Consider the following 13,309-nt stretch of genomic DNA (forward strand, 5'->3'; position numbering starts at 1 on the left):
GTTCCTACCAGACAAGAAGTGAGAAAGATGACTGCCCAACTCAACGAGCAGGTTACCGCAGGGGCCACCGGTCGCATTGCCCGCGTGACTGGCCCGGTCGTGGACGTCGAGTTCCCAGCCGATGCACTGCCTGCAATCTACAACGCACTGACCGCTGATCTGACGATCAACGGCGAAACCAAGAAGATCACCTTCGAAACCAGCCAGCACCTGGGCGACAACATGGTTCGCGCCATCTCGCTGCAGGCCACCGACGGCCTGGTGCGCGGCGCGCAGGTCACCGACACCGGGGCACCGATTTCCGTGCCCGTCGGCGACGGCGTGAAGGGCCACATCTTCAACGTGCTGGGCGACGCCCTGGACGTTGACAACTCGGAGATCCAGGTCACCGAGCGCTGGCCGATCCACCGCAAGGCCCCGAAGTTCTCGGACCTCGAAGGCTCCACCGAGATGCTGGAAACCGGCATCAAGTCGATCGACCTGCTCACCCCGTACATCCAGGGCGGCAAGATCGGCCTGTTCGGCGGTGCCGGCGTGGGCAAGACCGTGCTGATCCAGGAAATGATCACCCGTGTGGCCCGCAACTTCGGCGGTACCTCGGTGTTTGCCGGCGTGGGTGAGCGCACCCGCGAAGGCAACGACCTGTGGGTCGAAATGGAAGAAGCCAACGTGCTGAAGGACACCGCCCTGGTGTTCGGCCAGATGGACGAGCCGCCAGGCACCCGTCTGCGCGTGGCCCTCTCGGCCCTGACCATGGCGGAGTACTTCCGCGATGTGCAGAACCAGGACGTGCTGCTGTTCATCGACAACATCTTCCGTTTCACCCAGGCCGGTTCCGAGGTGTCGACCCTGCTGGGCCGCATGCCTTCGGCCGTGGGCTACCAGCCGAACCTGGCTGACGAAATGGGTCTGCTGCAGGAACGCATCACCTCCACCAAGGGCCACTCGATCACCTCGATGCAGGCGATCTACGTGCCGGCCGATGACTACACCGACCCGGCCCCGGCGACCACCTTCGCCCACCTGGATGCGACCACCGAACTGTCCCGTGAGATTGCCTCGCGCGGCCTGTACCCGGCGATCGACCCGCTGACTTCGACCTCGCGCATCCTGGATCCGCAGTACGTGGGCCAGAAGCACTACGATGTGGCGATCCGCGTGAAGTCGATCCTGCAGAAGAACAAGGAACTGCAGGACATCATCGCGATCCTGGGTGTGGACGAACTGTCCGAAGAGGACAAGATCGTCGTGGCCCGTGCCCGCCGTATCCAGCAGTTCCTGTCGCAGAACACCTACACCGCGAAGCAGTTCACCGGTGTCGAGGGTTCGACCGTGGCGCTGAAGGACACCATCGAGGGCTTCGAGGCCATCTGCAACGGCGACCTGGACCACATCGCAGAACAGGCGTTCTTCAACGTCGGTGGTCTGGACGACGTCGAGCGCCAGTGGGCCGAGATCCAGAAGGCCAGCAAGTAGCATGGCCGAGCTTCAGGTCGAAATCGTGGCGGCCGACCACTTCGTGTGGGCCGGCCCCGCGAAGCTGGTCAAGGCGCGTTCGGTGGACGGTGAGATCGGAGTTCTGCCCGGTCACGTGCCGACCCTGACCGTGCTTGCCGCAGGGGATCTGGAAATCGACCCGGTTTCCGAGGCCCGCTTCTCGGTGCGCATCGATGGGGGATTCTTCTCCGTCGACCACGACCGGGTGGTTATCGTCGCCGACAACGCAGTGGTTAACGCAGCGTAGGCGCCATTGATTGAGATTAGCGCACCAGTTCTGATCGCCTTGCTGGTCTTGGCCGGCATCATGGCGTTCTTTGGTGCCATGGGCGTGCGCCGCTTCCAGTTGCGGCGCACGCTCGGAACCTTCGATGCCTCCTACCACACGCCCGCGGGCAAGTGGGTGATGTGCATTGGACGCTACGGCACGGCCCATGTGGACCTGCTGCGGTTCTTCTCGGTCTCGCCAATCCCGGCGTTCGTGCTGGAACGCCGGGGCCTGGACATTTCCGGGTGGCGGCGGCCCAAGGACGATGAACGGGGCAAGATCCCGCCGGGGTTCATCATCGTTAGCCTCAAGCGCGGCGATGAACTGATCGAGATGGCGATGGACTACCGGGACTACACCGGGTTCTCCGCCTGGCTCGAGGCCGGCCCGATCGCCGGCTCCTGGCAAATCTAGTCGACACCGTCTCCTGGCTGAGACAACAGCTGACCCCCAACCCGTGAAGGGTTGGGGGTCAGCCGTTTAACGACACGACGGGATGGCGGGCGGACCGAGCCCGGAATGCGGGTTCAGTCCAGCAGCTGCCCGTTGCTGAACACCTGGCGCAGCTCCAGGTTCGGGCCAAGCACCAGCAGGTCGGCCACGAAGCCCTGGTGCAGCCGCCCGGCCTCATCGGCCAGCCCGATCAGGTAGGCCGGCACCTTGGTGGCGGAGATGATCGCGCGCACCAGCGGCACTCCGGCGGCCACGGTGCGGCGCACCACCTCCAGCAGGGTGCAGGTGCCCCCGGCCAGGCGCTGCCGATCGCCCTCGGCCAGGTGCGCCTCGCCGTCCTCGACCCGCACCTTGGCCGGGCCCACCGTGTATTCGCCGTCGGTCAGCCCGGTGGCGGCCATCGAATCGGTGACCAGTGCAATGGACTTGGCTCCCACCAGTGCGAACACCATGCGCACGGTGTCGGGGGACAGGTGCACGCCATCGGCGATCAGTTCCAGCACCGCATTGCCCTTGGCCGCCATTTCCAGCGCGGCGGCGGCCGGGCCGGGATCGCGGTGGTGGATCGGCGGCATCGCATTGAACAGGTGGGTGACCAGCGGGCGCTCGGTGAAGCCGTCCACCCCGGCGCTTTCCAGCTGCTCGGCGATCTCCTGCAGGGCCTTGCGGGTCACCGACGCGCTGGCCGCGGTGTGACCGATGGCCGGGACGATGCCCTGGGAGACCAGCGCCTCTATCAAATCCTCGGTGCCCTCCAGTTCCGGGGCGAAGGTCATGGTGCGCAGCTGCCCGTGGCTGGCCATCACCAGATCCGCGACGAAGTCCGGATCCGGGTCGGTGAGGAATCCCGGGTATTGGGCGCCGCAGCGTTCGGCGGAGAGGAACGGGCCCTCGGCGTGGATCCCGGCAATCAGCCCGGCCTCGGCGAACTCGGCCAGCAGCTCGGTGGCGTTGAGCATCTGTTCGTGGTCGGAGGAGACCAGGGAGGCGATCACCGTGGTGGTGCCCGAGCGGTGCAAAAAGTCGATGGCGTCGGTGACTCCGGCGTGCTCCGGATCGGAGAAGTCGGCGCCGTTCGCCCCGTGGCAGTGGATGTCGATCAGCCCGGGAACCAGGGTGGCGTCCTCGGCCAGGGGATGCTCGGTGAAGCTGTCTGCGTCTTCGGTGGCCAGGAAGTCATCGCGGTTGCCCGCGAAGACGATCCGGTCGCCCTCGATGGCAAGCGCTCCATCGGTAACCTGCAGGCCGTCGGAGACCAGCCGGGCGAACATTACGGTGCGCTGTTCGGTGCTCATGACCCCAGCTTAGGCACATTTGTTCGAGCTTGTCTCAAATTCGCGAATAATTCCAGCCCTGGTACCCCAGCGAATAGCCCCGAGATTGCTGAGTACGCTGGCTACCGTGCGCCAGTTTCGATGGCTGGACCGCAGCAGTTTATCGCTGCGATCCATCGCGGGATAGCTGGAGCGTTCTTTCACAAAGGACTGGAGCGGGTAGTGACCGTAAACCACCCCGAATGGGTATACGCCAGACTGATGCAGTACGAACGCCAGAAGAAGATCTGCACGAGCCTGATCAGTCTTTCTGGTGGCTTGTTGGTGGTTCTGGGGTTGGGCGGGACACGCTTGTCGCACGCTCCGTGGCAGGTGACATCGCTGTCCATTACGTCTGTCGTCCTTGCCGTGCTGGGCCTTGGATGTGCCTATCTCATGGCCCAGGAAGCCGATGAGGATCTTCGAATGACCATGCGAAGGGTCGAGCAAACCGAGGCAAGCTTTCAAATAATTGATCCGCGCCGTGACCGCAGATCGCTGGCGATGCTCTTCGCTGCCGGGCTGGCATGTCTGGGAATTGCCGTTGTGGCAATGGTTGCCGGGCTTTGGTGGCCGGGCGGGTAGACGGGACTTGCCTTGAACCTAGAACAGCCGCCCGGCCGAGTCGTCCACGCCGCGCATCGCGTCGTAGTCGAGCACCAGGCAGCGGATGCCCCGGTCCTCGGCCAACGTGCGGGCCTGCGGCTTGATCTGTTGGGCGGCGAAAATGCCGGTGACCGGCTTGAGCAGCGGGTCGCGGTTGAGCAGTTCCAGGTAGCGGGTGAGCTGTTCGACCCCGTCGATGTCCCCGCGGCGCTTGAGCTCCACGGCCACCGTGGCCCCGGCGCCGTCGCGCGCCAGGATGTCCACCGGGCCGATCGCGGTCATGTACTCGCGGCGGATCAGGGTGTGCCCGTCGCCGAGCAGGTCGATCTGTTCGGCCAGCAGGCGCTGCAGGTCGGCTTCCACCCCGTCCTTGATCAGGCCCGGGTCGGTGCCCAGCTCGTGGGCCGAGTCGTGCTCGATCTGGTGGAAGTGGATGGTCAGCGTGTCATCGCTCTTCGCCGCGGCCAGGCGCCACACCTCGGTGACGCCTTCCTCGGCCAGTTCGGGGGCCGGCTCCTGCACGTGCATGGTCAGCGGCGGGTTCATCCAGTTCAGCGGCTTGTAGCTGCCGCCGTCCGAGTGGATCAACACCGATCCGTCGGCCTTGACCATGATCAGGCGCTTGGCCAGGGGCAGGTGGGCACGCAGACGCCCGGCATAATCCACGGAACACTTTGCAACAACTAAACGCACCCACACAACACTACCTGCTGGCCGCGCCGGATGCAGGCAGCGTGTGACGCAGGTATCCGGTGGTGTCCGCCGGTGGTGTGAGCGCTCGGCTGGAACCGGCTTGCTGCCATGCGGCATGATGGAGCCATGCCCCGTTCTAACCGTCCCCGCCGCAATGGAAGGTCGCGCAACACCACGTCGCGCCAGCCTTCCGGGCCGCCGCAGTATGAGGAGGACTGGGTCGAACGGGCCCGCTACGGGGTGGTGCGCCTGCAGGATGCCCCGGATGGGCAGTGGCATGTGCGCAAGATCAGCCCGCTGTCCGCGTCCAAGACCTACACCTGCCCGGGCTGCCACCGCGTGATCGGCGTGGGGGTCTCGCACCTGGTGGCCTGGCGAGCCGATCACTGGTCCGGTGACGAGGCCTCGGCGGCGGCGCGGCGGCACTGGCATGAACGGTGCTGGGAGATCCGCTCCTACCGTTACTGATGGTGTTAGTGGAGTTCCTGCGCACCATGGCCTTGTGCCAGAATGAAAGCGATGCCCGGCATCACGGCGGTGGGGCCCGCCGTACCCAACCTCGCACCCGTTGCGACAACGGTCCCTACCTCAGCAGCACCACTGTGCCCGAAAGGTAGGAGATCCACGATGAGCGTCACACTTTGCAGCCCCGAATGTGCCACGGCTGCCGGGTGGCGGTTATCCGCGCGCCATGCACCGTGCGTCCACCCAGTGGGGGAGAAGGCATGAATTCCACGACGCCGAAGCCTGTACGTACACCACACTCGGCCCGCCTGGTCCCGCTGTTGTTGGTTTTTCTTGGCGGGGCGCTCGGTACCGCCAGCCGGCAGGGCCTTGCCCTGCTCTTCCCGCCGGTGGATTCGGTGCCGTACACCATCCTTGCCATCAACGTGCTCGGCGCCTTCCTGCTCGGGTTGCTGCTTGAGTTCCTCGCGCAGCACAGCAGCGAACAACGCCGGCACCGGGTCTGGCGGCTGCTGGTGGGAACCGGCTTCATGGGCGGGTTCACAACCTACAGTGCCCTGGCCGTGGACACGGCCCTGCTGCTGGGCGGTAACAGCCCGCTGGCCGGTCTGGCCTACGCGCTGGGCTCCGTGGTGCTCGGCTTCCTGGCGGCGGCCGCCGGGATCATCCTTTCCGCCACGATCCGCCGCTCCAGCACCCGGCATGGACGATCGGCCAGTGGGGAACCGGACGGGGCCGCCGATCCGGAACGGGGGCAGTGAGATGGATGTGATCCAGTTTGTGCTCTTGGCCCTGGCCGGGGGACTGGGGGCGGTCAGCCGCTTTGTGCTGGTGGAGTGGATCGCCGTGCGCTGGCGCGGCACGCTGCCGTGGGGCACGATCCTGATTAATCTGAGCGGATCCCTGGTGCTGGGCCTCATCACCGGGCTGGCAATGGGCCACCTGCTGCCCGAGACCTGGCGGCTGATCCTGGGCACCGGGTTCCTTGGCGGCTATACGACTTTCTCCACCGCCAGCGTGGAAACGGTGCGCCTGCTGCGTCAGGGCCGGGTGCTGGCCACGCTTGGCAACGCGTTGGGCACGCTGCTGGCCACGGTGCTCGCGGCCGGACTCGGATTGTGGCTGGGCCTGGCGCTCTAGAGTTTTAAAGCCTGTCCTGGCGCGCGATGAACACCTCGCGCAGCAGGATCATGGCCGCCGCGGCGGTGGGAATGGCCATCAGCGCGCCGGTGATCCCGGCCAGTGAACCGCCGGCGATCACCGAGATCACCGCCACCGCGCCGGGCACCGCCACCGCCTTGTGCATGATGCGCGGGGAGACGATGTACGCCTCGATCTGCAGGTAGCCGAAGTAGCAGATGCCGTAGATCAACGCGCTCTGCCAGCCCAGGGTGAGGGTCAGTGTGGTGACCAGCACCCCAGCGATGACGGCCCCGACCAGCGGGATGAACGCCAGCATCGCCACCACGAGGGTCAGCAACGCGGCGAAGGGCACACCCAGGATGGTCATCAGGGTCAGCGCCACCAGCGAGTTCAGGATCGCCACCGAGGCTTGGCCGATCACGTAATTGCCGACGCTGCGGGTGATCCGGTTCATCAGCTCGCCCACCCTCTGGCGCTTGGAGCGTGGGGCCAGGCGCAGGGAGAAGGCCATGATCCCGGGCATGGAGGCCAGGAAGTAGACGGCCAGCACGAGCACGATTAGGATCCCGAACATGGACTGGGCCACGGTTTGGGAAACGCCGAGCACCCCACCGAAGACGTTGGTTACCGCCCCGGAATCCCCGAAGAACTTGTCCACCTCATCGTTGATTCGCTCCGTGACCTGGTACTGCCGGTCCAGCTGGGAGACCAAGTCACTGTTCAGAAAATCATCGATGATCTGTGGTGCACTTTCGATGAACTGCGTGATCTGGGTGACCAGGGTCGGGATGATCACCGCCATGAAGCCGCCAAAGACCGCAAAGATCCCCACCATGGTGCTCAGCACCGCCAGCGGGCGGGTGAAGCCGTGGCGCACCAGGAAACGGACGATAGGATCCAGGCCCAGTGCGATGAACATCGCGATCACGATCCAGGTGATCAGCGAACCCACGTTGGTCAGCAGGTAGTATCCCAGCAGCGCCAACCCCACACCGAGGGTGGCTAGGAAGCCAAGGGCAACCGGATGCATGACCTCCAGCGATTCGCTTTGCTGCTCGCCGTCCACGTCGGGTTCGTCACCCAACGCGGGATTGCGTGCCGGGGCGCTGAGCAATTGGGTGATTCGGCGGCCAAAGTGGCGCATCCGGCTGCCGCCGGCGACGACCTCGCGGGCAGACACCTCGGTGGCCGGACGCGGCGCCGGCTCGTCCTGGTGCGGCTCGGAATCAGGCTGCGGGTTCATGGCTTTGAGCTTACCCCCAGCCGGGGCGGTCAGGATGGATGTTGCGGGTCCGAGCCCGCACGCGGTTTGAGCATCCTCACAATCCGCGTCAGGAACCAAGTCCACGATCCACTCGTTAGACTTGAGTCGAAGACCTTGTGACCGTGATGCGAATGGGTGAAGCCGTGCGAAAAATACTACCGGTGATCGCGATGCTGATCGGGGCCGTGGCCCTGTTCATCGGCATCGGACAGAAGACGTTTTGGGCGCCGCCCGAAACGGTGACTGCCTCCATGCCCGAATTCGACGGCAGCGCGCCGTTGACGGTGATCGAGCCGTCGATCAACGACGCGGACATCGCCCCGGTGGAGCTGCAGATCGAATCCGAGGGGGAGTTCACCGCCTCGCTGGGCCGCAGCTATGACGTGGAGGCCTGGGTGGGCGATGCCAAACACGTCTCACTGACCGGCATCGACCGGGTGAACCACCGCCTGCAGGCCGAGCTGGTCGACGGCAAGGCCGAGGTGCCCAACCCGGCCGGCGGGGACATCTTCTTTGACTCCCAGCAGGCCGACGGGAAGATGACCTACCGCTGGACCGCGCCGGATAGCGGCTCCTGGTCGCTGCTGCTGGCCGCCGACGGCAAGCAGGCCGCCCCGGCGAAGATCTCGGTCACCTACGCGAACACCGCCACCATGCCCTGGGCGCTGCCGCTGATCATCATCGGTTCGCTGCTGATCGTGGTGGGCCTGGCCTTCCTGCTGGTGCGCCCCGCCGCCAAGCGCCCGGCGCGCCGGGTGAACACCCACAACTCGCTGGCCCTGGTTGCCGCCCTGTCCCTGGGCCTGTCCGGGGTGCTGATCCCGGCCGCCCCGAGCGATGAGTCCGCCAGCCCCCAGGACGCCGAAAGCGCAACCCCCAGCGAACAGGCCAGCGACGCGGCCGCCGAGCAGTCCGCCTCGGCCACGCCCGAGGAGCAGACCGCCACCACCTTCCCCGTGGTCACCGAGGAACAGCTGAACCGCATCCTGGAGGATGTGAAGAAGCAGGTCGGCAAGGCCGATGACTCGCACAACGCCAAGGATCTGGACGCCCGCACCGCCGGGGCCTTCAAGTCCATCCGCTCCAGCCGCTACGAGATCCTGAAGAAGGACGTGAAGGTCGCCGAGCCGACGAAGCTGGCCACCGACGTCAGCCGCTCCGCCGCGGTGCCCAACACCTCCGAGGCCAAGTTCCCGCGCGTGATCAACGTGGTCACCGCCAAGGACCAGGACCCGAACACGCTGCCGATCGCCATCACCCTGCGCCAGGAGAACGCGCGGGATAACTACAAGGTCGTCTTCGCCTCGCAGATGCTGCCCGGCGCCTCCTTCCCGGGCATCGCGGTGGGCGACCCGTCGGTGAAGCAGCTGGGCGCGGACGCCGAGGGGCTGAACACCAAGCCGCAGGACGCCATGAACCAGCTGGCCGACGTGCTGACCAACCCGAAGTCCAAGCAGGCCGGGAAGTTCGCCGAATCCGAGTTCATCAAGGCGGTGCACGCCGGACAGAAGTCGGAGAAGGACAAGGCCAACGAGGCCGACGTGAAGTACGAGCGCAAGCCCAGCGCCAAGGACACCATGGTGCTCTCCACCCCGGACGGCGGGGCGATCGTGACCGGGCTGATCAACTCGACCACCACGTTCAAGCGCACCGAGGACAGCGACCCGCTCAAGGGCGCCGATGAGCTGACCCGCAAGCTGCTGGGCAGCAGCTCCAGCACCGGGGACGTGCAGATCCGCTACGCTGAACCCGTGATGTTCTACATTCCTGCCGGGGATTCGAAGGACAAGATTTCCCTGATCGCCGGCGAAGTCGTACTGCTGGATGTCAAGCAGGTGAAGGAGAGCTAATGAGCGAACAGAATATCCCCTCGGCCCGCGGGGCCGTGGATTTGACCGACCTGGCCGCTGCGGCCCAGCAGGCCGAGCAGATCCCGGCCGCCGCCGCCGGCAGCTGGACCACCCAGCTCGATGAGGCCGGGTTCCAGCAGTTCGTGGGCCTGTCCCAGCAGGTCCCGGCGCTGGTGTCGCTGGGCGCCGCGCGCCTGGCCGCCTCGGTGGAGCTGGACAAGATCCTGGGCACCCTGGTCGACCGCCAGGGCGGGAAGATGGTGCTGGGCGTGGTGGATGCGGAGGCGCACCCGCAGATCGCCCAGGCCTTCCAGGTCCAGCAGATCCCGATGGTGGTCGCGCTGGTCAAGGGCCAGCCGGTCCCGCTGTTCCAGGGCACCGCCCCGGCCGAGCAGATCGAGCAGGTCCTGGCCCAGCTGCTGGAGCTGGCCGCGCAGCAGGGGATGGGCGGGACCGTGCCGCCGTTTGGCGCCGCGGGCACAGAGGAGCCGGCGCTGCCGCCGCTGCACCAGAAGGCCATGGACGCGATCGATGCGGGGGACTTCGCCGCCGCGGAGGCCGCCTACACCCAGGCGCTGAACGAGAAGCCCAACGACCACGAGGCGCAGGTGGGTTTGTACCAGGTGCGCCTGCTCTCGCGCACCCAGGGCAAGGACCTGAACCAGGTGCGCCAGGCCGCGGCCCAGTCCCCGGATGACATCAACGCCCAGCTGGAGGTGGCGGACATGGATGTGGCCGGCGGGCACGTGGAGGACGCCTTCTCCCGGCTGGTGAACCTGATCTCCCGGCTGCATGACGAGGACCGCGAACGGGTCCGGCGCCGGCTGATCGAGCTGTACGCCGTGGTGGGCAACAGCGACCCGCGGGTCGCCGCCTCCCGCCAGAAGCTGGCCCGCGTGCTCTTCTAAACCACCTCGTCGGCAAAGTAAGAACCGCGAGTGCGACATCTGCACTCGCGGTTCTTGCTTTCCGTAAGCGATGGAACCAGACACTCACCACTAATGCTTGTTTTGGTCACGCGAGAACGCTCCCAGAAGTCGAAGCATTGGTCTAGAGGCTGGCAATCCCAACTAGAAGTAGCTGCCACTATCTGTTAAGTTGTTTCAGCTCTGCCTCGGCTTCGTGCACTATCCCCTCGGCGTTCGGTCCTGCAGCGATCATCACCATCGCCGAGGATTCTGGCCGTCGCTTCTGTGAGCCATGTGGCCTCACTGTAACTTGGCGCCCGGCTAATTGGACTTCCTGCCAGCTGCCCGCCTTGTCGAGGGCAATCCCTTTAGCCCGCATAAGGAGCGCGGACTGTGATGACAAAAAGCTGACTAGAACATCAATGTCGAGGGGCTTCGGGAGATCGACAGTGACAGAAGCATGTCGTGTTTGATGGGCTAAGGCCTCAGCACCCTTGTTTTGCTTCGGGCTTTCGTCCGTGTAGCGGGCAGAGGCGTCATTCTGTGCAGGACCAAATACCTCGAGTGCCGTTTTCCCAGGATCAGTACTTTCCTGTATGAAAATAAGCGCGTTGGGTGCAGCTCGACGACAGGCTTCCTCCGTCTTGCTGATGTCACGGGGCAGAGCGACATCCGTCTTGGTGATCAAGACCGTTTCGGCGCGCGCAAGCTGCCGTGAGACCGTATCGCCGACGTATTCGTTTTTCAATAAGCGCGGGAGAGCCGTGGCGTCTGCGCAGACGACGAGAGGCCCGCGTGTGAAGCCGGGAAAGGTGCGCCATTGGGCAATTTGCCTAGGGTCACCGACACCGCTGACTTCGCACAGAACGTTGTCAAGATCCGCGCGTTCAGCAAGTTTGGACATAACGCGCGAAGCATCGTCATTTATCTGGCAACAGATGCAGCCGTTCGTTAGCTCAATCGTGTCCTCGTCCGCGGACGAAATGAGATCGGCATCGATATTGATTGAACCAAAATCGTTTACTACGACGGCAGTACGCCCGGGCAGAACACCGCCTAACAAGCGATTCACGAGCGTCGATTTTCCAGATCCTAGATAACCACTGATGATCGCCAACTTTGCCGTCATGGTGCCAGTGCTTCTGCCGGTGCTGCAACCTTCGTCTTGAAGTGTTGCCCACCGACTACAGTTCCCAGGACCCGGATGTCACCTATGCGTTCCGCCTCAACATCAAAGGGATCCTCCGCCAAGACCGCTAGATCCGCAAACTTACCGGATTCAATGGAACCTACTTCGTGGTCCATCTTCAGCATGTAGGCGCCACCGATGGTCACGGCTTCGAGTGCTTCTTGCACTCCGATCTTCTCGAATTCGCCCATTACACGTCCCGAGACGGTTTTTCGTGTAACGGCATGTTTTACGGCTTGCAGTGGTCCCAAAGGCGTTACTGGTGTATCCGAATGCAAGGAAATCGGCACCCCGGTTCGCAGCGCGGTCGCTGCTGCATTCATTCGTGCCGCTCTGTCGGGACCAACAGTCACATCAATATGCTGATCACCCCACGCCCAGATGTGATTGGCAAAGATGTTCGCGCAGGCTCCAAGCGCTGCCATCCGCCGATACTGCGCCGCCGTGGTCATCTGAGAATGGGTGCAGGTATGACGATGGTCGGGCCGCGGGTAGCTCGTGAGAATCTCTTCGAGTATGTCAAGGAACAGCTGAGTTGTCTGGTCGCCGTTGCAGTGAACGTGAACCAGCAGGCCTGCGCGGTGGAATGTCTCGAACGCTGCCTTGAATTCTTCCGGGCTAATGTTCCAGATCCCGTTAGGCTGATCTCGATAGTAGCCAGGCGCGAGTAGCCGTGCAGTGAAACCTTGAATGGATCCGTCCAGCATGAGTTTGACGTTTCCGAAGCGAAGTTTTCCTGTCGATTCGTCGCGAAGATGCACAAGCCGGTCCGCAGCCTCCTGCAAAGAGAGGGTAGGTTGACCGATTCCGGCGCCAAAGTGGAAGACATTGAGCCTTGCAGGGTAATCGTCGCGAACTACCGACTCATACAGGTCGACACCCTCATCGTCCATTAGCGCTGTCGTGCCCAGGTCTGTGAGCGTCGTCGTTCCGGTGTTCACCCCTTCCTGCGCGAATCGGATTAGTGCCTCAGTGTTGGTATTGAGAACGCCGCGACCCTCAGTTAATTCTGCAACGAGACCCATCGCTGCGAACTCTTGCAGTTCGCCTGTCGGATCACCATTCTCATTCTTGACCACGCCATCAACCCTCGTCGACTGATTTATGCCGAAACGTTCGAGGACTACGCTATTGACCGCGCAGACGTGCCCGTTTGTGTGAGAAACGTAAATAGGCCGGTTGGATGACACCATATCGAGTTGTTCAGCCGCCAGCGGCTGGTCCGGGAAGTAAATGGGGTCGAGTCCCCAAGCCATGAGTAATTCGTCGGGAGCGTGCAATTCTGCCTCGGCCTCTCTAAGCCGTTCTAGAATCTCATCGACGGTCCGACACCCGGGCCAGCGTCGTCCATCAGGGTCGATCCGATCCATGTATCCCACGTAGGTGTTGGCCCAGACGTTTCCCGAGCCCGCGTGACTATGCGCCTCCACAAAGCCAGGTAGGAGAGCCGAATCTGAGTAACGTTCATCTACGACGGCCCCGGGGTACTCTTTCAGTTCTGTCACTGTTCCCACTGCACGAATTCGGTCGCCACGTATAGCGACAGCTTCGGCTACTGGCCGTGCGGGGTCCATAGTACGGACGATTCGAGCTGGGTAGATTACTGTACGTTCCATTGTGTTCCTTTCCGGTGGGGAACTGATCGGGATTGCTACTTCGT

14 protein-coding genes are annotated in these 13,309 nt (G+C 64.0%); 9 read left to right on the plus strand and 5 right to left on the minus strand.

Annotated features, from left to right (window positions below; all coding sequences use genetic code 11):
* Positions 1 to 27: 27 nt before the first annotated feature.
* Genes atpD through FDN03_RS00425 form a run of 3 tightly spaced genes read left to right on the plus strand, consistent with a single transcriptional unit; the run spans position 28 to position 2,179 of the window.
* Complete coding sequence (gene atpD, locus FDN03_RS00415; protein ID WP_138173024.1) at positions 28 to 1,476, plus strand: F0F1 ATP synthase subunit beta; 1,449 nt, start codon at positions 28 to 30, stop codon at positions 1,474 to 1,476.
* 1 nt (position 1,477) lies between these two features.
* Positions 1,478 to 1,744, plus strand: coding sequence for a F0F1 ATP synthase subunit epsilon (locus tag FDN03_RS00420; protein ID WP_054821357.1), 267 nt, complete (start codon positions 1,478 to 1,480; stop codon positions 1,742 to 1,744).
* A 6-nt stretch (positions 1,745 to 1,750) separates the two neighbouring features.
* Entirely contained in the window at positions 1,751 to 2,179 is a 429-nt protein-coding gene (locus tag FDN03_RS00425) for a DUF2550 domain-containing protein (protein WP_138173026.1), read from the plus strand.
* 113 nt (positions 2,180 to 2,292) lie between these two features.
* Here FDN03_RS00425 and FDN03_RS00430 read toward each other — a convergent pair whose 3' ends face one another.
* Complete coding sequence (locus tag FDN03_RS00430) at positions 2,293 to 3,513, minus strand: amidohydrolase family protein (protein WP_138173028.1); 1,221 nt, start codon at positions 3,511 to 3,513, stop codon at positions 2,293 to 2,295.
* A gap of 240 nt (positions 3,514 to 3,753) precedes the next feature.
* On the opposite strand from FDN03_RS00430, the gene FDN03_RS00435 reads away from it, so the two are divergent.
* Positions 3,754 to 4,116, plus strand: a complete 363-nt coding sequence (locus FDN03_RS00435) for a hypothetical protein (RefSeq protein ID WP_138173030.1) — start codon at positions 3,754 to 3,756, stop codon at positions 4,114 to 4,116.
* A gap of 18 nt (positions 4,117 to 4,134) precedes the next feature.
* Here the strand turns inward: FDN03_RS00435 and nucS are convergent, their stop codons facing one another.
* Positions 4,135 to 4,830, minus strand: a complete 696-nt coding sequence (gene nucS, locus FDN03_RS00440) for an endonuclease NucS (RefSeq protein ID WP_138173032.1) — start codon at positions 4,828 to 4,830, stop codon at positions 4,135 to 4,137.
* 126 nt (positions 4,831 to 4,956) lie between these two features.
* On the opposite strand from nucS, the gene FDN03_RS00445 reads away from it, so the two are divergent.
* The 3 genes from FDN03_RS00445 (at position 4,957) to crcB (ending at position 6,435) form a co-directional block, all read left to right on the plus strand.
* Positions 4,957 to 5,298, plus strand: coding sequence for an ATP/GTP-binding protein (locus FDN03_RS00445; protein WP_138173034.1), 342 nt, complete (start codon positions 4,957 to 4,959; stop codon positions 5,296 to 5,298).
* Between the two features lie 257 nt (positions 5,299 to 5,555).
* Positions 5,556 to 6,056, plus strand: a complete 501-nt coding sequence (locus FDN03_RS00450; RefSeq protein WP_138173036.1) for a CrcB family protein — start codon at positions 5,556 to 5,558, stop codon at positions 6,054 to 6,056.
* A 1-nt stretch (position 6,057) separates the two neighbouring features.
* Positions 6,058 to 6,435: a fluoride efflux transporter CrcB gene (gene crcB, locus FDN03_RS00455; RefSeq protein WP_138173038.1), complete on the plus strand. Its 378-nt coding sequence runs from the start codon at positions 6,058 to 6,060 to the stop codon at positions 6,433 to 6,435.
* Positions 6,436 to 6,439: 4 nt separating this feature from the next.
* On the opposite strand, the gene FDN03_RS00460 is transcribed toward crcB, so the two are convergent.
* A complete protein-coding gene (locus FDN03_RS00460; RefSeq protein ID WP_138173040.1) occupies positions 6,440 to 7,681 on the minus strand; it encodes an AI-2E family transporter in 1,242 nt (413 codons plus the stop codon).
* Positions 7,682 to 7,833: 152 nt separating this feature from the next.
* Between FDN03_RS00460 and FDN03_RS00465 the strand changes: the two genes are divergently transcribed.
* Both FDN03_RS00465 and FDN03_RS00470 read left to right on the plus strand, forming a co-directional pair.
* Positions 7,834 to 9,552: a hypothetical protein gene (locus FDN03_RS00465; RefSeq protein WP_138173042.1), complete on the plus strand. Its 1,719-nt coding sequence runs from the start codon at positions 7,834 to 7,836 to the stop codon at positions 9,550 to 9,552.
* Positions 9,552 to 10,460, plus strand: coding sequence for a tetratricopeptide repeat protein (locus tag FDN03_RS00470; RefSeq protein WP_138173044.1), 909 nt, complete (start codon positions 9,552 to 9,554; stop codon positions 10,458 to 10,460). The genes FDN03_RS00465 and FDN03_RS00470 overlap by 1 nt, the downstream gene beginning before the upstream one ends.
* A 178-nt stretch (positions 10,461 to 10,638) precedes the next feature.
* Here FDN03_RS00470 and FDN03_RS00475 read toward each other — a convergent pair whose 3' ends face one another.
* Both FDN03_RS00475 and FDN03_RS00480 read right to left on the minus strand, forming a co-directional pair.
* Positions 10,639 to 11,589 (minus strand): GTP-binding protein, encoded by a 951-nt coding sequence (locus FDN03_RS00475; protein ID WP_138173046.1) that lies wholly within the window; start codon positions 11,587 to 11,589, stop codon positions 10,639 to 10,641.
* Complete coding sequence (locus FDN03_RS00480) at positions 11,586 to 13,265, minus strand: amidohydrolase (protein WP_138173048.1); 1,680 nt, start codon at positions 13,263 to 13,265, stop codon at positions 11,586 to 11,588. Before FDN03_RS00480 ends, FDN03_RS00475 begins: the two co-directional genes overlap by 4 nt.
* Between the last annotated feature and the right edge of the window lie 44 nt (positions 13,266 to 13,309).

The organism is Glutamicibacter sp. V16R2B1 (assembly GCF_005774635.1).
Taxonomy (GTDB): domain Bacteria; phylum Actinomycetota; class Actinomycetes; order Actinomycetales; family Micrococcaceae; genus Glutamicibacter; species Glutamicibacter creatinolyticus.

Excerpts from the sequence above, each read along its gene's own strand:
- atpD (WP_138173024.1), top strand. The coding sequence starts at position 28 with ATGACTGCCCAACTCAACGAGCAGGTTACCGCAGGGGCCACCGGTCGC.
- FDN03_RS00420 (WP_054821357.1), top strand. The coding sequence starts at position 1,478 with ATGGCCGAGCTTCAGGTCGAAATCGTGGCGGCCGACCACTTCGTGTGG.
- FDN03_RS00430 (WP_138173028.1), bottom strand. The coding sequence starts at position 3,513 with ATGAGCACCGAACAGCGCACCGTAATGTTCGCCCGGCTGGTCTCCGAC.
- FDN03_RS00435 (WP_138173030.1), top strand. The coding sequence starts at position 3,754 with ATGCAGTACGAACGCCAGAAGAAGATCTGCACGAGCCTGATCAGTCTT.
- FDN03_RS00445 (WP_138173034.1), top strand. The coding sequence starts at position 4,957 with ATGCCCCGTTCTAACCGTCCCCGCCGCAATGGAAGGTCGCGCAACACC.
- FDN03_RS00450 (WP_138173036.1), top strand. The coding sequence starts at position 5,556 with ATGAATTCCACGACGCCGAAGCCTGTACGTACACCACACTCGGCCCGC.
- crcB (WP_138173038.1), top strand. The coding sequence starts at position 6,058 with ATGGATGTGATCCAGTTTGTGCTCTTGGCCCTGGCCGGGGGACTGGGG.
- FDN03_RS00460 (WP_138173040.1), bottom strand. The coding sequence starts at position 7,681 with ATGAACCCGCAGCCTGATTCCGAGCCGCACCAGGACGAGCCGGCGCCG.
- FDN03_RS00465 (WP_138173042.1), top strand. The coding sequence starts at position 7,834 with ATGGGTGAAGCCGTGCGAAAAATACTACCGGTGATCGCGATGCTGATC.
- FDN03_RS00470 (WP_138173044.1), top strand. The coding sequence starts at position 9,552 with ATGAGCGAACAGAATATCCCCTCGGCCCGCGGGGCCGTGGATTTGACC.
- FDN03_RS00475 (WP_138173046.1), bottom strand. The coding sequence starts at position 11,589 with ATGACGGCAAAGTTGGCGATCATCAGTGGTTATCTAGGATCTGGAAAA.
- FDN03_RS00480 (WP_138173048.1), bottom strand. The coding sequence starts at position 13,265 with ATGGAACGTACAGTAATCTACCCAGCTCGAATCGTCCGTACTATGGAC.